Source organism: Caulobacter sp. SRI_014 (genome assembly GCF_057586315.1).
In genome coordinates, this window is the sequence record NZ_JBYCZQ010000005.1 from 203,463 (window position 1) to 221,851 (window position 18,389).

The following is an 18,389-nucleotide window of genomic DNA, read 5'->3' on the forward strand; positions in this document are numbered from 1 at the left end:
ATTGGTGGAGGCGGAACCTATAGGCTCGCCACAGGACAGGCAACGCGCCTAGTTGATCACAGCCAGGTCGGTGCTCTCGTCTTCCTTCTTGCGCCGGCGCTCGATGAGCCAGACGCACCAGATCGAAACCTCGTAGAGCAGGCAGATCGGGATGGCGAGCATCAGCTGGCTCACCGGATCGGGCGGGGTGACGATGGCCGCGACCACGAACACGCCGACGATGGCGTAGCGGCGGGCGACGCGCAGGGCGTTGCTGGAAACAAGCCCGGCCAGCCCGGCCAGGGTCAGCACCACAGGCAGCTGGAAGCAGAGGCCGAAGGCCAGCACCAGGGCGGTGACCAACGACAGATACTCATCGACCTTGGGGGTCAGTTCGACGGAGATGCCGGGCGAGGTGATCTGCTGGCTCAGCGAGAACCACAGCACGAAGGGCAGCATGACGTAATAGACCAGCGCCGCGCCGACCGTGAAAAGCACCGGAGAGGCGACCAGGAAGGGCAGCACCGTATAGCGCTCGCGCTTGTACAGGCCCGGCGCGATGAAGCGGTACAGCTGCCAGGCGATCACCGGGAAGGTGACGATCAACGCCCCGAAGCCGGCGACCTTCAGCTTGGTGAAGAAGAATTCCAGCGCCGCCGTGTAGATCAGCTTCAGCTGCTCGGCGCCGGGCGCCACGGCCACATGCTTCTGGCCGATCAGCACCAGGATCAGGTCGAAATAGCCGTGCTTGCCACCGGCCGCCTTCTGGGCGGTCAGCAGGTTCTGGGCCGCCGAGAAGGGCTCGACCAGGAACATGAAAATCTTGTCGGCGACAAAGAAGCAGCCGAGGAACCCGACGGCCAGGGCCAGGACGCAGATGATCAGCCTGCCGCGAAGCTCGACCAGATGATCCAGCAAGGGGGCCCGCGAGGCTTCGATTTCAGCTTCGTCGTTGATCACGAAACGATCTCGCTCTTACGCGGCGCCCTGGGCTTGCGCTTGGGCGGATCGACGATCGCGGGGGTCTCCGCCTTCTTCGGCGCGGCTTTGCGTTTCGCCGGGGCCTTGGCCGGAGCCGGAGCCTCAACCTTGGCCGCCGGCTTGGCGCGCGGCTTGCGGGCCGGCTTGGGCGCGGGTTCGCTGGCAGGCTCGGCCGCCTCGACGGCGTTGTCGATGGTCATGGCCGGCGACAGGCTGACGTTGCCGCTCTTCAGGCCCGACTCGATGTCGGCGAAGACCTGGTCGACGCTGGGGTCATGCAGGGGCGAGGTGAACTGGCCCGACCGCATGGCCTCGACCTCCTTGCGGAGCTCTTCCAGTTCGGACTGGCGGGCCATGTCCTCGAAGCTGGCGCGGAACTCCGACGCCATGCCGCGAAGCTTGGCGATGAACTGCCCGACGCGACGCATCAGCAGCGGCAGGTCTTTGGGTCCCACGACGATCAGGGCCACGGCGGCCACGACTAACATTTCGGAGACGCCGATATCAGGCGAAAGCATGGGCGCGCCTTAAGGCGTTGGTCAGCGGGCGTCTAGAGCCCAGGGCGGCTCGTCAGGAGACGATCTTGTCTTCGGTCTTCGTCTCGGTGCGCGGCAGAGGAGTCGCGGCGGGCTGGTCCTCGACCTTGCTCTCGCCCTTGAGGCCTTCCTGGAAGGCCTTGATGCCCTTGGCCGCGTCGCCCATCAGGCCGGACAGCTTGCCCTTGCCGCCGAACAGCAGCGCAACGACGCCAATAACAATGACCCAGTGCCACCAAGCGCCAAAACCCATAACTCGTCTCCCGACTGATCCGGCGGGCCCCTGGGGCGGCCGGTCTGTGATCCATAATCGTTGGCACGGTATATAGGCGGTTCAATGGCCACCCGCCAAATGAAAGCGCCGTAAGGGCGATTTGGCGCGGGTCAGGCGGGCTCTTCGCCCTCGCCGACATAGTCCTGAACGAACTCCGGCGAATCGACGTCGAGGTCCAGCTGTTCCTCGTCCTCCAGCGCCTCGCCCGCCAGGCTGGGGTCGGGGACCGAGAAGCCGGGGGGCAGGTTCATGTCCAGCAGCCCCAGCGCCTTCATGTCCGTCATCCCCGGCAGGTCGGCCAGCGAGGCCAGGCCGTAGTGCTCAAGGAACAGGTCGGTGGTGCCGTAGGTCACCGGCCGACCCGGCGTGCGGCGGCGTCCGCGCATCCGCACCAGGCCCAACTCCAGCAGCACGTCTAGCGTGCCCCGGCTGGCCTGGACGCCACGCACGGCCTCGATCTCCGCCCGGGTGACAGGCTGGTGGTAGGCGATGATGGCCAGGGTTTCCTGGGCGGCCTTGGACAGGCGCCGGGGCTCCTCCCGCTCCTCGGTCATCAGGAAGGCCAGATCGGCGGCCGTCTGCAACCGCCAGCGTCCCGCCACCTCGACCAGTTCGACCCCCCTGCCCTCATACTGTTCGCGCAGGGCGCGGATGGCGGCGGCCGGGTCGGAGCCTTCCGGCAGGCGGCGGGCCAGGTCGGCCTCGCTCAGCGGCTCGGCGGCGGCGAACAGCAGGGCTTCGACGCAGCGCTGGACATGGTCACTCACAGCGCCGCCTCCGGCCGGCCCTTGCGGACCTTGAGATAGAGATCGGTGAAGGCCTCCAGCTGCCGCGCCTCCAGCGCCCCTTCCTTCACCAGCTCGAGGCTGGCCGACAGGGTGGAGGCCAGGTAGCTGGCGCGGCTGGGACCGAACTCGTCATGCGGCATCGGGGCGATGCCCTGCAGGGCGGTCCACTTGCCCAGCTCCGGCAGCAGTTCGCGCAGTCGGCCGCGGGCGTCTTCCAGGCCGTAGGCGACAGGCGCCTCGGGGCGGTAGGTGCGGTAATGCTCGCGGCGGCGCTGCTGAATATAGGCGCTCATGAGCTGATAGAGGTCGCCCTCGAAGCGGCCCGAGCCGACCACCATCACCTGCTCGGGATCGCCCCGGGTGAAGACGTCGCGCTTCAGGCGCGGGCGGATGCCCAGGGCATCCGAGGCCTTGCGCATGGCGTCCAGCTTGGCCAGACGGAAGGCCAGGTTGGCGGCGACCTCCTCGGCCGGCGGCTCGTCGCCCCGGCCCTTTTCGGCGCGCGGCAGCAGCAGGCGGGACTTCAGGTAGGCCAGCCAGGCGGCCATGACGAGGTAGTCGGCGGCGAGGCTGAAGCGCAGGGCCCGGGCCCGCTTGACGAAGCTGAGGTACTGTTCGGCCAGCCGGGTGATCGAGATCTGCATCAGATCGACCTTCTGGCTCCGCGCCAGGGCCAGCAGCACGTGCAGCGGACCTTCATAGCCGTCCAGGTCGATGATCAAGGCCTCGCCGTCTTCGGCCGCCTCATTGGCGGCCTTGAAGTCGAGATTGGGCTGGAAGCCGTCGCTCATGCCGCGAACTTCCCTTCGAAGGCGGCGTCGAAGCGGGCGCGGGCGTCCTTGACGTCAAAGGGCTCGGGGGTCTTGGCCAGCCGCGCCAGGGCGGCCTCGGCCCGGCGTTTGGGCAGGCCCGACAGGCGTTTGACGCCCTTCATGATGGGCTCCATCTCGGCCATGTCGCCGTTGCAGTGGAGGATGACGTCGCAGCCGGCGGCCAGCGCCGCGCGGGTGCGCTGGGTGAAGTCGCCCTTGAGCGCCTTCATGGAGAGGTCGTCGGTCATCAACAGGCCGCCGAAGCCAATGTCGCCCCGGATGATGTCGCGGATGACGGTCTTCGACTGGGTTGCCGGCCGCTTGCCGTCCAGGGCGGTAAAGACGACGTGGGCGCTCATCGCCATGGGCATGTCGGAGAGCACGCGGAAGGGGGCGAAATCGATCTCGCTCAGGTCGGCGACGGACGCGTCGACCACCGGCAGGTCGTGATGGCTGTCGGCCATGGCCCGGCCGTGCCCGGGGATGTGCTTGATGACCGGCAGCACGCCGCCGGCGATCAGGCCCTCGGCGGCGGCGCGGCCGAGGCTGGCGACCTCGGCGACCGTGTCGCCATAGGCGCGGTCGCCGATGATGTCGTGGGCGCCGCGCTGGGGCACGTCGAGCACCGGCACGCAGTCGACGTTGATGCCCAGATCCAGGAGGTCATGGGCGATCAGGCGGGCGCCCAGCCGCGTCACCTCGCGCTTCACCAGGGGGTCGTTGGTCGTCAGGGTCCCGTAGGCCTGGCCCGGCGGGTATTTGGGCCAATGGGGCGGACCCAGCCGCTGCACCCGGCCGCCTTCCTGATCGATCAGGATCGGCGCATGCCAGCCGACGGTCTCACGCAGCGCGGCGGTCAGGGCGCGGACCTGGGCCGGGCTCTCGATATTGCGCTTGAACAGCACGAAGCCCCACGGCCGCGTCTCCCGGAAGAAGGCGACCTCGGCCGGCGACAGGGTCGTTCCGGCGCAGCCGAAGATGACGGCGCTGTCGGTCACCGAACGAAGCAGCTCTTCCCGGCCGCTTTCAGCTTGTCGCAGAAGGCCTGGGCCGAAGCCCGGTCGGTAAAGCCGGTGACCGAGGTGCGGTAGAGGGTCTTGCCGCCGCTATCGACGGTCTCGACCTTCTTGCCCTTGCCGGCGGCGGCGCCGGGCGACAGGGCGGCGGCGTCATTCCAGGCCTTGTCGGCCAGGGCCGGCGAGGACAGGGCGCCGATCTGCACCAGGAAGGTTCCGCCCGTGGCCTTGGGAGCCGGCGCCTTGGAAACCGGATTCGGGGCGACCGGCGCGGTGGCGACCTTGGCCGGCGGCGGGGTGGGCGGGGTCTTCGGGGTCGTGGCCGGCACGGCGGGCTTCAGCCCCGGGCCGGCGGTGACAGGCGCGACCGGGGCCTTGGCCACGGTCGGAACATCGGGACGCGGCAAAGGCTGTTCGGGCTCAGGCGCATAGGCCGGCGGGGCGTCGCCTTCCTCGCCATTGTAGATGACCAGCTTGTCGGCCGGGTCGGTCGGTTGATCGGCTTCCTTCGGAGGCGTTTTGGCTTCGGCCACCGTGCCGACCGTCTTGGGCGCGTCGCCCGCGCCCCGGAAACCGTCGCGATAGATGAACCAGGCCCCGGCGACCAGCACGACCAGGACGATGGCGCTGATGATCAGGGTGACGGGCGCCGGCGAGCCGCCGCGCACAGGCCGGCGGGCGTCGAAGGCCAGCGGGGCGTCATGGCTGGGCGGGGTGTAGGCGCCACGGTTGTAGTCGGACATCAGGGCTCCGCTCGAATGAGCATGGGCGAGGGTGGAGCGAATCGCTCCGATCGTCTCGCCAGTCTATCGAATCACACCGCCTGCGTGACCAGCGACCGAACCACTCAGGTCCAGGTTTCCAGCTGGAACAGCCGACGATGCTCTTCGATGGCGTATCGGTCGGTCATGCCGGCGATGTAGTCGCACACCACCCGCGCCCGCCCGGCTTCGTCGCGGTTCTGCGACTTCACGAACCACTCGGTGGGCAGCACCTCGGGTTCGGCCATGAACAACGAAAACATCTCGGCCAGAATGCGGCGCGCCTGGCTGCGCGTGCGGTTGACCTTCCAGTGGCGATACATGCGCTCGAAGAGGAATTCGCGCAGGCGGGCCAGGTCTTCCAGCATGTCCGGCGAGAAGGCGACCAGGGCCTGGTCGAGGCCGCGCACGTCAGCCGGGCTGGCCACGCCGGTGACGGCGGCGCGCTTCAGCGTCTCACCCATCACATCGTCGACCATGGCCCCGATCATCCGGCGCACGGCTTCCAGCCGGGTGATGCGGTCGTCGAGGTCGGGCCGCTCGCTGCGCACCCCCTGCAGGATCGGACCGATCAGCGGCACCTCCAGCAGTTCCTCCAGACGGAACAGCTCGGCCTGCAGGCCGTCGTCGACGTCGTGGTTGTTGTAGGCGATGTCGTCGGCCAGGGCCGCGACCTGGGCTTCGGCCGAGGCCCAGCCGCCCAGTTCCAGGTCCATCTTCTCGTTGAAACGGGTGACCGCCGCCCAGCTGGGGCGGGTCAGTTTGTCGGTCACCGGGCCATTGTGCTTGATGACCCCTTCGAGGGTCTCCCAGGTGAGGTTGATGCCGTGGAAGTCCGGGTAGCGGTGCTCGAGCTCGGTCACCACCCGGAAGGTCTGCACATTGTGATCGAAGCCGCCCCAGGGCTTCATGCTGTCGTCCAGGGCGTCCTCGCCGGCGTGGCCGAAGGGCGGATGGCCCAGATCGTGGGCCAGGGCGATGGTTTCGGCCAGATCGGCGTCGAGGCCCAGGGCCCCGGCCAGCGACCGGGCGATCTGGGCCACCTCCAGCGAATGGGTCAGGCGGGTGCGGTAGTGGTCGCCTTCGTGGGCGACGAAGACCTGGGTCTTTTCCTTCAGCCGGCGAAAGGCGGTCGAATGGATGATGCGGTCGCGGTCCCGGGCGAAGGGGTTGCGGGTGCGGCTCTCGGCCTCCGGAAACAGCCGCCCGCGCGACGCCTTGGGGACTTCCGAATAGGGCGAGCGGAAGACGGTGTAGCTGGACGTCATCTGTGACCTTCGAGCGTGCGCCCCTTTCCAGCGGGCGCGGGGTTGCACATATAGGGGCATACGAGAGTTTTCCACAGCATGACCGCCACGCCCGTCACCCTCAGTTCCTCCGCCGCCGCCCGCATCCGCGCCATCGGCGCGGCCGAAGGTCGGCCGCTGATGCTGCGCGTGGCCGTCGACGGCGGCGGCTGCTCGGGTTTCCAGTACCGTTTCGACCTCGTCGACGCCGTCGAGGCGGACGATCTGCAGATCGAGCGCGACGGGGCCGTGGCTCTGGTCGATGACATTTCGCTGGGCCTGCTGAAAGGCTCGGAGATCGACTTCGTCGACGAACTGGCCGGCGCCGAGTTCCGGGTGCGCAATCCGAACGCCAAGTCGAGCTGCGGCTGCGGCGTGAGTTTCTCGCTGTAGGAAGGGCCGGGGGGCCTCGTGGATCGCTTTCTCCAGTTCCTTGGCCGGCTCACGCACTGGCAGGTTTGGCTTGGCTTCAGCGTTCCGGCGCTGATCGTCGCGACGGTGTTGTCGCAATGGTTCGGCGACGCAGCCCTCTGGGTGCTGTTCTTCACGGTGCCGGCCGTCGGCTTCCTGATCTTTTTTGTGGTTCCATTCGTGTTGGCCCTGCACGCTGGCAATCGAAAGCAGGCGGTGATTGCCGCAGCGATTGCGGTCGGCGCCCTTACCATGATCGCCGTAGGCTGGATCACCACTCGCTAGGCTCCACCGCGCTCATTTAGGCAGCCTCCTAATTTCTCTTGCAATTAGCAAATTTCCTAATTAGCTTCCTCCCTATGAACACCTTGTTCAAAGCCCTGTCGCACCCGGCCCGTCGCCAGATCATCGAGATGCTGCGCGCCGGGCCCAAGTCGTCCGGCGACATCGCCGGGGCCTTCGACATGGCCTGGCCGACCATCACCGGCCACCTGACCTCGCTGCGCGAGGCCGGACTCGTCGAGTCCGAGCGCGACGGGGCCTCGATCATCTACCGGCTGAACATTTCCGCTGTCGAGGAGGCCGTTGGTTTCCTCATGGACCTCATGAAGACCGGCGAAGCGCCGGCCGCCACCCCCAAGGGAGCGCCGCAATGACCTTCAAACTGACCCGCATGGAAACCGCCGCCGGCATCGTCGTCCTGGCTCAGTTGGCCCTGGCCGCCTACACCGCAAAGTTCGGAACCTCCGGCCCCGTGCCGATGCACTTCGACCTGGCCGGCAATGTCGACCGCTGGGGAGACCGCAGCGAAGCGGCATCCGCCATCCTGGTCATCGCCAGCATCACCGCCGCCTGCGCCGCCTTCATGGCGTTCGGCCTGCGCCGCGACAATCCGGACACTGCCCGCCGGCGCGGCCTGACCCTGGGCATGGGCATCACCCTGGCCGTCACCGGCGCAGTGGCCCTGCTGCCCTTCCTCCTGGCCACCCCCGTGTTCTCGATCGATCAGGCCGGCCAGCTCGGCGGGGCCTTCCTCTGCCTGATCCTGACCGTCGCCGGCGCCCTGCTCGGCAAGGTTCCGCCCAACGCCCTGATCGGGGTTCGCACGCCCTGGAGCCTGACCAGCCGTCTGGCCTGGGACCGCTCCAACCGACTGGCCGGACGGCTGTTCTTCTGGGGCGGCCTGCTCGGCTTTCCGATCACAGTCATGCTGCCGCCTCAGGTCGCAATGGCCAGCGTAACGACCGCCGTGCTGCTGATCGCGGTCTATGTGGTTTTTGAGAGCTACCGCATCTGGCGCACCGACCCGGACCGCCGCGCCGTCTGAGGACCCCTTCATGAAACGCCTGATCCTGGTCGCCCTGGCGGCGGCTGTCGCCCTGCCCTGCGCCGCCCAGACGATTCCCGCCCCGGCCAGTCTGCCGCCCGGCATGACCTGGACCAGCGGGCTGGAGGTCGACATTCCGGGCAATCCCGGAGCGCTCCGGGCCGAAGTGGTCTGGTCCAAGGAGGGCCCTGAACGGGGTCCGGTGATGATCATCCTGCCGGGCTCAGGGCCGACGGACCGCGACGGCAACAACCGCTACGGCATCAAGACCAATGCCTACCGGCAACTTTCGGACCGGCTGGCCGAACAGGGCATCGCCTCCCTGCGTCCGGACAAGCGCGGAATGTTCTCCAGCGCCGACGCCGCCGCCGATCCCAACACCGTCAACATTGACGCCCTTGCAGCCGACGCCCGCCGTTGGGCGAGCGAGGGGAAGACCTTGATGAAGGCCCGCTGCGCCTGGCTGGCGGGTCACAGCGAGGGGGCGCTGGTCGCCCTGATCGCGGCCCAGGACAGCAAGGATATCTGCGGCGTGATCCTGATCGCCGGTCCGGGTCGGCCGTTCGGCGTGATCCTGCGTGAGCAACTGCGGGCCAATCCGGGCAACGCGCCCTACCTGGATGAAGCCTTCCGGATCATTTCGGAGCTGGAGGCGGGCCGCAAGGCCGACATTTCCAAACTGCCGGCGGGGTTCGCGTCCTTGTTCCACCCGGTCGTGCAAGACTACGTCATCCAGCTGATGGCCAAGGACCCGGCGGCCCTGGCCGCCGCCTACAAGGGGCCGGTCCTGATCCTGCAGGGATCAACCGACGTTCAGGTGACCCTCGAGGACGCAAAGGCGCTCAAGGCGGCGCAGCCCTCAGCCGAGCTGGTGCTGATCGAGGGCATGAACCACGTGCTGAAAACGGCGCCAGCCGAGCGGGCCGCCAATCTGGCGACCTACGCCAAGCCCGACCTGCCGATCGATCCCGCCCTGGCCCCTGCCATCGCGGCCTTCATCAAGGCTCACTGAGGAACGAACTGCACCGCGATGGCCATGGCCAGCAGCCAGACCGCTGGCGCGGCGATGGCGATCCAGGCGTAGCGTTCCTGGTCGCGCTTCCAGGTCACCCAGGCGACGAAGGGGGCGACGATGCTGACGATCCAGAAGCCGATCATCAGCAGGAAGGCCAGCCAGGCCATCGGATTGAGCAGGTTGGGGCGGTGATCGAAGACCAGGGGCGAGAACAGGGCCCCGACCGCGCCGAACGGCAGGGTCGCCAGCCAGCCGAGAGTCAGCACCCCGAGCAGAAACGCCCGCTGTTTTTTCTCCCGGCGATCTCGAGCCTTGAGCCCCTCGGTCATGAGCCCTAGCCTTTCAGGCCCCAACCGGAGCCGTCAATGCGTATCGCCACCTGGAACGTGAACTCGATCAACGCTCGCCTGCCAACTGTATTGAAGTGGTTCGAAACCGCGCAGCCGGACGTCGCCTGCCTGCAGGAGATCAAGTGCATCGACGAGAAGTTCCCGAGGGAGGAGTTCGAGCGCCTCGGCTATAATGTCGAGGTCCACGGCCAGAAGACCTACAACGGCGTGGCCATGCTCTCGAAGACGCCGTTCGAGGACGTCCGCAAGGGACTGCCGGAGATCATCGGCCTGACCGGCGAAGCGGATGACCATGCCCGCTACATCGAGGCGGTGGTCTCGGGTCCGACGCCGGTGCGGGTGGTCGGGATTTACCTGCCCAACGGCAATCCGGTCGGGACCGAGAAGTTCGACTACAAGCTGCGCTGGATGAAGGCGCTGCACATTCATGCGCAGAAGCTGCTGGCGCTGGAGGAGCCGCTGGTGATCTGCGGCGACTACAATGTCATCCCGGAGCCCGGCGACGCCGACAAGCCGGAGGGCTGGCTGGGCGACGCCCTGTTCCAGCCGGAAAGCCGCGGCGCCTTCCGGGCGCTGAAGAACCTCGGCTTCACCGACGCCTATATGCAGGTGGATGGCCGCGACGGCGGCTACACCTTCTGGGACTACCAGGCCGGAGCCTGGCAGCGTAACCACGGCATCCGCATCGACCATCATCTCTTGAGCCCGCAGGCCGCCGACCGGCTACGAGCGTTAGATATCCACAAGGATGTCCGCGACTGGGAAAAGCCGTCGGACCATGTGCCGGTGGTGGCCACCCTGGCGATCTAGACACGAAAAAGGGGCGGCCCGTTGGGGCCGCCCCTCTCTCGTTCTATCGAACCGCTATCAGGTGCGGATCTTGTAGCTGATCTCGCGTTGCAGCAGGTCCAGCCGGTAGTTCAGGTTCCGGACTTCAGCGCGGCTGAGGTCGCGGTTGTGGCGCTTGTAGCCCCGCTCCATCTGCTCGATGTTCTGCAGCTTGAAGAAGAAGTTACGGGCTTCACCGGGGGTCAGGGCCCGACGACGGGCGGCGGAGTCGATGCGCTGGGCCAGCTGGGCCTGACGCTCGTCGATCCGGCGAGCCTGGACCCATTCACGGCGCGAGCCGTCGTTCCAGCGGCGGTTGCCGAATTCGCCCGGGTTGTAGCGCTCGCCACGGCCATCGCGGTCGTAACGGTCGCCGCGATCGTCGCGAACCTGGCTGTAGTAGAACTCGCGGTCAGCGCTGTTCACCCGACCATCACGGTTGTAGTCGCGGTTCTGGTCAAAGCCACCACGGTCATCGCGGTCACCGCGTTGATAGGACTGGGCGGCGGCGGGCATGGCGGCGGCGATCGCGGCGGTCGCGGCGACGGTCAGCAGAATCTTCTTCATCATGGTCTTAACTCCTTCAGGTCTGGTCCACCCGAGGCGGGATGAACAGCTTGAGGAGGGTTTTAGTTGCCCGGACCTGACCGTGATCTGAGCCTGCCGTTATCTTCGGTTCATATTTGCAACACCGCCCGCCAGGGTCAGATCGGCATCCGCATGATTTCCTGGTAGGCGCTGATCACCTGGTCGCGCACGGCCATCACCGTTTCCAGGCTGGCCTCGGCCGAGCTGATGGCGGTGACCACATCGATCAGCTGGCCCTTGCCCTGCACATGGCCGGCCATGGCGCTTTCGGCCGCCTTGGAGCTCTGCACCGCATCGCCCATGACGTTCTTGAGCAGGTCACCGAAGCTGGCGCCCTGGATGGCCCCGGCGTCGGTCCCGGGGATGCCCCCGGTCTGCTGGGTGGCGGCGTAGGCCTTGGCGGCGGCGAGCGCGGTGATCATGCCTCAGGGCCCTATTTCTTGAGCAGTTCGAGGGTGCGCATCTCCATGGAGCGCGCGGTCTCGATGACGTTCAGGTTGGCCTCATAGGCGCGTTGCGCCTCGCGCAGGTCCAGCGCCTCGATCAGGGAGTCGACGTTGGGCATCTTCACATAGCCCTGCTTGTTGGCGGCCGGATGGCTGGGGTCGTAGACTGTCTTGAAGTCCTTCTGGTCCTGCTCGACCCTGGCCAGGCGCACGCCCTGGCCGCCGTCGACCATCTCGGGCTTGAACACCGCGATCTGCCGCCGGTAGGGGTCGGCGTCCGGGGTCCGGCCGGTCGAGTTGGCGTTGGCCAGGTTCTCGGCGATGACCCGCATCCGCGCCTGCTGGGCGCGCAGGCCCGAGGCGGCGATCCGCATCGTCGAATTCGAGGTCGTCGGGATGTCAGCCATCTATGCGGTCCTCAAGAGCCCGGTCGGCGGGCGGCCATGCGCAGCAGGCCCATGGATTTCTGGTAGAAACCGATGGCCGCGTCGTACTCCATCCGCGTCTCGGTCAGCTTCAGCATCTGGTCCTCGAGCACCACGGCATTGCCGTTGAGGGTGGTCTCGGAATCGCCCGTCTTCTGGGCCTTGGCGTACTTCTGGTCGTTGGTCGACCGGATCGGCACGCCGGCCATGTGGTTGGCCCGGGTCATCACCGGCGCGGCGACGCTCATCTGGCCGCCTGCCCCCGCCCCGCCCATGCCCTTCATGTGGGCGTCGAAGCTGAACGGCTTGACGTCCCTCGCCACGAAGCCGGGCGTGTTGGCGTTGGCGATGTTCTCGGCGATGACGTTCTGCCGGTCGGACAGGTAGCCCATCCGGTTCTTCAGCATCGCGAACAGCGGGATGTCCGTCAGGTTCATGGAAATCATGGTGAACAAACAGGGTTAATCCGGCCTTAAGTTTTGGGGCTCATCAGGGGGATGTTCCCTTTAGAGTCCCCGCGCGCGCTTCATGGACATCGTCCAACTCCTGCAGGCCATCTTCGCCCTGGCCGTGACGCTGGGCCTCATCGGCCTGACCGCCGTGGGCCTGCGCCGCTTCGCGCCCGACCTCCTCGCCCGCTTTCAGGGCGGCGAAAGCAAGGAACGCCGGCTGAAGCTGGTCGAGACCCTGGTCATCGACCCGACCCGCCGCCTGGTGCTGGTCCGTCTGGACGACCAGGAACGCCTGATCCTGCTTGGCGAGGGCAGCCTGCTTGAAACCGTCAAGCCGCGCCCCGCGCCGCGCCAAACCGCGACCAAGACCCAGACCGTGGAGACGACCTGATGGCCAGGCTCCCCAAGCCCCCGGTCCACCGCCGGCCCGCCGACAAAGGATCCTGGGGCCTCAAGCACAACATCTGCCTGGCCCTGCTGCTCGGCGTCGCAGTCGGCCTGCCCGGCGTGGCGGCGGCCCAGGCGGTGAACATCGACCTCGGCACCGGCGCCGGCCTGACAGAGCGTGTCGTCCAGCTGGTCGGCCTGCTGACCGTCCTGTCGCTGGCCCCGTCCATCGTCATCATGACCACCAGCTTCGTGCGCATCGTGGTCGTCCTCGGCCTGCTGCGCACCGCCCTTGGTCTGCAGCAGAGCCCGCCCAACGCGGTGCTGGTCAGTCTGGCCCTGTTCCTGACGGCCATCGTCATGGCCCCGACCTTCCAGAAATCCTACGACGAGGGCATCCGTCCCCTGCTCGACCAGCAGGTCGAACTGCCCCAGGCCTTCGACGCCGCTGCCGCGCCGGTGAAGACCTTCATGCTCAGCCAGGTCGACCGCGATGATCTGGGCCTGTTCATCCGCCTTTCGAAGATCCAGCGCCCGGCCAACATCCAGGAAACCCCGCTGCGGGTTGTCACCCCGGCCTTCATGATCAGCGAGCTGAAGCGGGCCTTCGAAATCGGCTTCCTGCTGTTCGTGCCCTTCCTGGTCATCGACCTGGTCGTCGCCAGCGTGCTGATGAGCATGGGGATGATGATGCTGCCGCCGGTGGTGATCAGTTTGCCCTTCAAGCTGATCTTCTTCGTGCTGGTCGACGGATGGCGGCTGGTGGCGGGCAGCCTGGTCGAGAGTTTTACGCCGGGATAGGGCCGCCTATCGAAGCGGCAGGACCATTATACCGCGGCGCCGGCGGGGATAGAGCGCGCGGCGCGATAGACTGCTGAATTTATGCGATATTTTGGTGGCGTCAGCTCTGCGAATGTAGGCGCCGGCGTTGGTATGGCGTAGGCGCCGGCGCGGGAAATGTTGACCCGTTTGTGCGAGGCGGCGCCTACACAGACGGTGTCGATCGGGCGCGGCCAGGACGCGCCCAATAATTTTCACCGGGTAAAACTCTGTCGTCATCCCGGCCGTAGCGAAGCGGAGAGCCGGGATGACGGGGATGGTTATGCCGGGGTGAAGCTGGTCAGCACCAGCCGGCCCTTGTCGTCCGGCGCGAAGGCGACCGTGGCGCCCAACGGCTCCTCGTCGATCATGCGCTGGACCAGCGGACTGCCGGCGTCGGACATGGCGATGAAGCGATCGCCCGACGCCACCTGGCCGATGACCATGCCGCGCGGCTCGGGGCCGCTGTAGTCGATGGTGTAGGTCCCCACCCTGCCCTCCCCGGCCGCCGTGGTGATGACGGGGGTCGGCCAGGCGTCGATGGCGGCCTGCAGCGGCTTGCTGTCGAAGGGCTTGAAGGGGCGGGCCGCCGTGCCGTAGACGCCAACGGAGTACTTGGAGAGGAAGCCGCCGTTGGCGCCGATCAGGCCGAGGCCGCCGGTCTTGCGCAGGCGGCGCACGATCTCGGCGATGGCGTGCATCGAGTAGTTGTTCCCGGCCCCGCCGAAGAAGGGCAGGCCGCCGGTGACGGTCAGGCCGCGCGGGTCGTCGGCCTTCAGGCCGAAGGCGTCGGCGATGTTGAACACGGCGATGGGGAAGCAGCTGTAGAGGTCGAGGTGGGTGAAGTCGGCCATCGACACGCCCGCCGTTGCGAGGGCCGCCTCGACGGCGTCGACGGCGGCGGGGCTGCGGGACAGGTCCTGGCGTTCGGCGACGGTGCGTTCCTTCACATCGGCGCCGCCATAGAGGTAGATCCAGCGGTCCTCGGGGACGCCCAATTCGCGGGCCAGGCCGACGGAGGTCAGCAGGACGGCGGCGCCCTGGTTGGCCTGGTCCCGGGCCACCATGCGGCGGGGGAAGGGATCGCTGGTCAGGCGGTTGGAGGCGGTGACGGTGGCCAGAGATGCGGCGTCATGGACTTCGCGCGACATGGCGTGGGGGTTGCCGGCGGCGACCCTGGTGAAGGGGGCGAAGAGCTCGCCCATGGCCTGGCCGTAAGCCTGGCGGCCCAGGCCCAGGCGGCCGCGGCGGGCGTTCTCGAACAGGGCGTAGAGCTGGATCGGGGTTCGGCCGCCGTGGTTGGCGATCTCCGGCGTCAGCAGGTTTTCGAGGCCGTATCCGCGGTCCTCGAGCTGGCCCTCTACGGTCTCGGCCCAGTCGCGGGTTTCGCCGGCGGTCTTCAGGTGGCGGACGGTCGAGATGGCCTCCGAGCCGGTCAGGAGGGCCATTTTCACCTCGCCGGCGGCGATGGCGTGGGCCATTTCGTTGACCAGGTGCTGGGGTCCCTGGCCGCCGGTGATTTCGAGGACGGCGCGGGCCGGGTCGGCGCCGATGCGCCTTGCGACCGAACGGGGGAAGTTGTTGGAGGCCCCGAACGGGGGCGTGTCGCGGGGGGTCGAGACCTCGAACTGGCGGATGGCGGCGATCAGGTCGATGTGGGCGGCGACGTTCCGGCCGCCGGCGTCATCGACAGCGGCCTGGCTGGCCCTGGCGGCCAGGGCCACGGGCGAGAGGGCCTGATAGTCGGCGGCGTCGATCCGCTCGGAGGCTTCGCCGACGCCGATGACGATGGGGGTGAGGTCGTGAGTCATGGCGGTATTTGGCGCTGTTCCCGTAGGGGGAGGCAACTGCTTCCCATTCCAATATTCCGCTCTTCCCGGCGAATGCCGGGATGATCGGAAGTTGGGGATGGGAGGAGGCTAGCGGCCGCCGGCGGCGGCTTTGGGGGCCGGGGCTTTCGCGGGCGCGGGCTTGGGCGCGGGGGCGGGGGCGGCTGGCGCCGCGGCCAGTTTGGCCGAGGGCTTGCCGGTCATGACGGGGGCCGGCTTTTCGCGGAACTTCTGCTTCATGCGGCCGACCCAGCCGTTGAAGGCTTCGGTCTCGGCCACCGAGCGGCCAAAGTCGGCGGTGGTCAGGCGTTCGCCGTCGAGGGAGGCGAAGGCCACCTTCAGGGCGTCGGGGTTGCGGGCGCCGTCGAACAGGGGCTGGTAGCGGCCCCGCATCCGGGTCAGGGACTCTTCGTCGCCGGCCAGGCTGTAGGAGACGCCGGCCCGCATCAGCTTGCCCTCTTCCTCGGGCTTCAAGGTCAGCGGGTTCTTCCAGCGGTCGCCCAGCTGTTTCTCGAACATCGAGCCGGACAGGGCCCAGCTGCGGGCCTTCCAGGCGATCTCGGCCCGGACGTCGGTGGCTTCGGGACCGGTGTCGTTCTCGATGACCTCGAGGGCCGCGTCGAGGCGGCCGAGCCCCATCAGGGCGCGCGCGGTGATCATTCGGCGCTCGGTGTTCAGCGCGGTGGGCAGCACGGTGGTGCGGCTGGCGTTGATCGCCAGCAGCGCCTGCTCCGGCTGACGGTTCATCAGGTAGATCAGAGCCAGGTCGGTGGCCACCGTCGCCTTCGGCACCCCGTCGAGGCGGTTTTCGACCTGCCACTTCATCAGCTCGGCGGCCTGATCGAGCAGGTCCACATCGACCAGGCGGCGCGCCATCCTGCGCACCATCATGTCGCCCTCGGCCCCGATCGGGGTGAGGTCCTTGAAGTCCTTGTAGAGACCCAGCGACTGGATCGGCTCCAGCCCGTCGGCTAGGCCGTCGAGGAACAACGCCTTGAAGGTGGCCGATAGGTCGTTCTGCAGGTCCACCGCCTGAGGCAGGTCCGGCCAGCGTGTGCCCGCCGAGCGCAACGCCTCCAGGCCTTCGCGGTAACGGCCCTGGCTGATGTAGAGCTGGCCAAGCAGGCGAATGGTCTCCAGCTCGGTCGCGTCGCCGCGCCAGCGGTAGCGCAGGCCATCGAAAATCTGCACCGCCTGGGCGGCGTTGATCTTGCCCTGGTCCAGCTTGATCTGTGTGGCCCGCAGCAGGGCCGGCGCCGCGTACTGCTCCAGCGGCGCCTGGGCGATCAGCTCATAGACGGCCAGGGCCTTGTCCTTGTCGCCCCGGGCTTCCAGCAGGCGGGCCTGGGTCAGCTGGTTGGCCAGTTCCTCGGCCTGCGGCAGGCCGGCGATGTTGGCGCGGTCCAGGCACTGCTGGGCGGAGGCGAAGTCGCCGAGGCCGATGGCGGCCTCGGCGTCGGCGCGTTCGAAGCGGGCCCGCCACAGCGGCGGGAACAGGGCCATGGCCTGGGCGGCCTGGGCGAACTTGGCCCGGGCGTCGGCCCATTGGCCCTGCTTCGACGAGATGTAGCCGCGCCAGGCGGAGCTGGACGGATCGTCGGCCAGGATGGCCACCGACAGGTCGCTGTCGGCCTCCTTCAGGCGCCCGGCCATGGCCCGGGCCACGCCGCGCAGGCCCCGGAATTCGGCCTCGCCCATCAGGGTCTCGCGCGAGCGGCCGGCGGCGTTGAGCACGCCGATGGCCTCGTAGGAGAGCTCTGTGCCGACCAGGAAGCGGGCGAGGGCCATGCGCGCCTCGGTCGGGGCGTCGGCGCCCTTTTCGGTCTCGGCGGCGGCGGCGGCCAGCAGCTGGTCGTAGCGGTCCATGAAGCCATGGTCGCTGCCGGTTTTGGCCCAGTCGTCGCCGATCAGGGCCGGCATGGAGGCGCGGGTCGGGGCGCTGAGCGTGCTGGCGGCGACCTCGGTCCCGGCGCCCTGGGCCCAGCTTGGCGACAACGCCAGGCCGGCGTCCTTGCCGATGTGGATCAGGTCGCCTTCGACGGCCATCGACAGGCCGGGGGCGTAGGCCTCCATGGCCAGGCCGTGCAGGGTCGGCAGCATGGAGAGGTCGACGAAGTCGCGCCGTGTGGCCAGGCCCTTGGCCGGCGCCAGGGCGGGCACCACCGCCAGCCGGTCGCCGACGGCCGGATCATCGACCCAGACGGGGCGCCCTGCCCCGGCCATGGTCGCGGTCAGGCCCGGATGCTCGGCGTCCCGCGCCACGGTGACCGTGCCGCCGCCGCCGCTGTCGCGGCCGACCGGGGCGGCCGGGCCGAGGGTCAGGATCCAGCTGGCGCCTTCGCCGGTCACGGTGACCGGCACATTCCGGGCCACCACCAGGCGCATGGCGGCGTAGTCCTTGCCGCCCAGGGTCTGCAGCTTCCTGTAGCGTTCGCCGGAGACCGGAACCTTGCCGGCGCCCAGCCTGGCCGGAGCGTCGAACACCACCCAGACCGCTTCACCGCGCCGGAAGACGGCGGCGCCGACCGGGTTGGCCCAGTCGAAGCGCATGCGGGTGAAGGTCGGCGGGGACTCGATCGACACCGGCACGACCCCGCCGGCCGGAACCGGATTGGGCCGGGGCGGCGCGTCGGTCTTGACCACCTCGACCGGCGGTGGCGCGGCCGGCGGTTCGGGAGCGGCCTTCTTCTCGGCGATGTTGACGAAGGTGGCGCCGTCGGCCTGACCGACCCTGGCGTCGGCGTTGGCCTCCAGCGTCAGGACGATCTCGAGGGCGCCGCCGACATGGCGGGCCTCGGCGGCCTTCACCCACCTGGGCGGGGTGGCCTTGAGCAGGGCGATGTCGGGCCTGGCGTCGCGGCTGAACCGCAGGATCAGCCTGTCGCCTTCGCGGCGCGAGGTCACCCGGGCGCCGCCGGCCCAATGGAATTCAATCCGGCTGAAGTCCGGGGCCTGGGCGACCCGCACGTCGAGCGCCGGCCGGGCGGCGTAGGCCGGAATCGCATAGGTCGAGGGTGCGGCGACGCCCGCGATGCAGGCGGCCGCGACGCCGGAACGAAGAGTCCGGCGAAGATCCATC

General features: G+C 68.3%; 23 protein-coding genes. 8 read left to right on the plus strand and 15 right to left on the minus strand.

The window, feature by feature from the left end; genetic code table 11:
• Positions 1-48: 48 nt before the first annotated feature.
• The 8 genes from tatC to AC2YG9_RS13685 form a co-directional block, all read right to left on the minus strand.
• Positions 49-936, minus strand: a complete 888-nt coding sequence (tatC, locus tag AC2YG9_RS13650) for a twin-arginine translocase subunit TatC (RefSeq protein ID WP_487298602.1) — start codon at positions 934-936, stop codon at positions 49-51.
• On the minus strand, positions 936-1,478 hold the full coding sequence (gene tatB / locus AC2YG9_RS13655; protein WP_487298518.1) for a Sec-independent protein translocase protein TatB: 543 nt from the start codon (positions 1,476-1,478) through the stop codon (positions 936-938). The genes tatC and tatB overlap by 1 nt, the downstream gene beginning before the upstream one ends.
• A 52-nt stretch (positions 1,479-1,530) precedes the next feature.
• Positions 1,531-1,749 (minus strand): twin-arginine translocase TatA/TatE family subunit, encoded by a 219-nt coding sequence (gene tatA / locus AC2YG9_RS13660; protein WP_487298519.1) that lies wholly within the window; start codon positions 1,747-1,749, stop codon positions 1,531-1,533.
• 131 nt (positions 1,750-1,880) lie between these two features.
• A complete protein-coding gene (gene scpB, locus AC2YG9_RS13665) occupies positions 1,881-2,537 on the minus strand; it encodes an SMC-Scp complex subunit ScpB (protein ID WP_487298520.1) in 657 nt (218 codons plus the stop codon).
• Positions 2,534-3,349 carry a segregation and condensation protein A gene (locus tag AC2YG9_RS13670; RefSeq protein WP_487298521.1) on the minus strand — a complete coding sequence of 272 codons (816 nt, stop codon included), beginning with the start codon at positions 3,347-3,349 and terminating at the stop codon, positions 2,534-2,536. The genes scpB and AC2YG9_RS13670 overlap by 4 nt, the downstream gene beginning before the upstream one ends.
• Positions 3,346-4,368: a beta-N-acetylhexosaminidase gene (nagZ, locus tag AC2YG9_RS13675; RefSeq protein WP_487298522.1), complete on the minus strand. Its 1,023-nt coding sequence runs from the start codon at positions 4,366-4,368 to the stop codon at positions 3,346-3,348. Before nagZ ends, AC2YG9_RS13670 begins: the two co-directional genes overlap by 4 nt.
• Positions 4,365-5,129, minus strand: a complete 765-nt coding sequence (gene ftsN / locus AC2YG9_RS13680) for a cell division protein FtsN (RefSeq protein ID WP_487298523.1) — start codon at positions 5,127-5,129, stop codon at positions 4,365-4,367. The genes nagZ and ftsN overlap by 4 nt, the downstream gene beginning before the upstream one ends.
• Before the next feature lie 104 nt (positions 5,130-5,233).
• Positions 5,234-6,415: a deoxyguanosinetriphosphate triphosphohydrolase gene (locus AC2YG9_RS13685; protein ID WP_487298524.1), complete on the minus strand. Its 1,182-nt coding sequence runs from the start codon at positions 6,413-6,415 to the stop codon at positions 5,234-5,236.
• Positions 6,416-6,493: 78 nt separating this feature from the next.
• Between AC2YG9_RS13685 and erpA the strand changes: the two genes are divergently transcribed.
• The 5 genes from erpA (at position 6,494) to AC2YG9_RS13710 (ending at position 9,183) form a co-directional block, all read left to right on the plus strand.
• Entirely contained in the window at positions 6,494-6,826 is a 333-nt protein-coding gene (gene erpA / locus AC2YG9_RS13690) for an iron-sulfur cluster insertion protein ErpA (RefSeq protein ID WP_487298525.1), read from the plus strand.
• Positions 6,827-6,844: 18 nt separating this feature from the next.
• Positions 6,845-7,129, plus strand: a complete 285-nt coding sequence (locus tag AC2YG9_RS13695) for a hypothetical protein (protein ID WP_487298526.1) — start codon at positions 6,845-6,847, stop codon at positions 7,127-7,129.
• Between the two features lie 74 nt (positions 7,130-7,203).
• On the plus strand, positions 7,204-7,500 hold the full coding sequence (locus AC2YG9_RS13700) for a metalloregulator ArsR/SmtB family transcription factor (RefSeq protein ID WP_487298527.1): 297 nt from the start codon (positions 7,204-7,206) through the stop codon (positions 7,498-7,500).
• Positions 7,497-8,171 (plus strand): SdpI family protein, encoded by a 675-nt coding sequence (locus AC2YG9_RS13705; RefSeq protein WP_487298528.1) that lies wholly within the window; start codon positions 7,497-7,499, stop codon positions 8,169-8,171. Before AC2YG9_RS13700 ends, AC2YG9_RS13705 begins: the two co-directional genes overlap by 4 nt.
• A 10-nt stretch (positions 8,172-8,181) precedes the next feature.
• The gene (locus AC2YG9_RS13710) at positions 8,182-9,183 is read left to right on the plus strand and encodes an alpha/beta hydrolase (RefSeq protein WP_487298529.1); all 1,002 of its coding nucleotides are present in this window, start codon (positions 8,182-8,184) and stop codon (positions 9,181-9,183) included.
• Here AC2YG9_RS13710 and AC2YG9_RS13715 read toward each other — a convergent pair.
• Complete coding sequence (locus AC2YG9_RS13715) at positions 9,177-9,515, minus strand: hypothetical protein (protein ID WP_487298530.1); 339 nt, start codon at positions 9,513-9,515, stop codon at positions 9,177-9,179. The genes AC2YG9_RS13710 and AC2YG9_RS13715 overlap by 7 nt on opposite strands.
• 36 nt (positions 9,516-9,551) lie before the next feature.
• Here AC2YG9_RS13715 and xth point away from each other — a divergent pair, with 36 nt between their 5' ends.
• Complete coding sequence (xth, locus tag AC2YG9_RS13720; protein ID WP_487298531.1) at positions 9,552-10,346, plus strand: exodeoxyribonuclease III; 795 nt, start codon at positions 9,552-9,554, stop codon at positions 10,344-10,346.
• Positions 10,347-10,403: 57 nt separating this feature from the next.
• On the opposite strand, the gene AC2YG9_RS13725 is transcribed toward xth, so the two are convergent.
• The 4 genes from AC2YG9_RS13725 to AC2YG9_RS13740 all read right to left on the minus strand — a co-directional run bounded on the left by AC2YG9_RS13725 (position 10,404) and on the right by AC2YG9_RS13740 (position 12,269).
• Positions 10,404-10,934, minus strand: a complete 531-nt coding sequence (locus AC2YG9_RS13725) for a hypothetical protein (protein ID WP_487298532.1) — start codon at positions 10,932-10,934, stop codon at positions 10,404-10,406.
• 134 nt (positions 10,935-11,068) lie between these two features.
• A complete protein-coding gene (gene fliE / locus AC2YG9_RS13730) occupies positions 11,069-11,374 on the minus strand; it encodes a flagellar hook-basal body complex protein FliE (protein WP_487298533.1) in 306 nt (101 codons plus the stop codon).
• Between the two features lie 11 nt (positions 11,375-11,385).
• Positions 11,386-11,805, minus strand: a complete 420-nt coding sequence (gene flgC, locus AC2YG9_RS13735; protein ID WP_487298534.1) for a flagellar basal body rod protein FlgC — start codon at positions 11,803-11,805, stop codon at positions 11,386-11,388.
• A gap of 11 nt (positions 11,806-11,816) precedes the next feature.
• On the minus strand, positions 11,817-12,269 hold the full coding sequence (locus AC2YG9_RS13740; RefSeq protein WP_487298603.1) for a flagellar basal body protein: 453 nt from the start codon (positions 12,267-12,269) through the stop codon (positions 11,817-11,819).
• An 82-nt stretch (positions 12,270-12,351) separates the two neighbouring features.
• Between AC2YG9_RS13740 and AC2YG9_RS13745 the strand changes: the two genes are divergently transcribed.
• Positions 12,352-12,666 carry a flagellar biosynthetic protein FliO gene (locus AC2YG9_RS13745; RefSeq protein ID WP_487298535.1) on the plus strand — a complete coding sequence of 105 codons (315 nt, stop codon included), beginning with the start codon at positions 12,352-12,354 and terminating at the stop codon, positions 12,664-12,666.
• Positions 12,666-13,463, plus strand: a complete 798-nt coding sequence (gene fliP, locus AC2YG9_RS13750) for a flagellar type III secretion system pore protein FliP (protein ID WP_487298536.1) — start codon at positions 12,666-12,668, stop codon at positions 13,461-13,463. Before AC2YG9_RS13745 ends, fliP begins: the two co-directional genes overlap by 1 nt.
• A gap of 299 nt (positions 13,464-13,762) precedes the next feature.
• Here the strand turns inward: fliP and AC2YG9_RS13755 are convergent, their stop codons facing one another.
• Positions 13,763-15,292 (minus strand): acetyl-CoA acetyltransferase, encoded by a 1,530-nt coding sequence (locus AC2YG9_RS13755; protein ID WP_487298537.1) that lies wholly within the window; start codon positions 15,290-15,292, stop codon positions 13,763-13,765.
• A 108-nt stretch (positions 15,293-15,400) separates the two neighbouring features.
• The gene (locus AC2YG9_RS13760) at positions 15,401-18,388 is read right to left on the minus strand and encodes a tetratricopeptide repeat protein (RefSeq protein WP_487298538.1); all 2,988 of its coding nucleotides are present in this window, start codon (positions 18,386-18,388) and stop codon (positions 15,401-15,403) included.
• Position 18,389 lies beyond the last annotated feature (1 nt).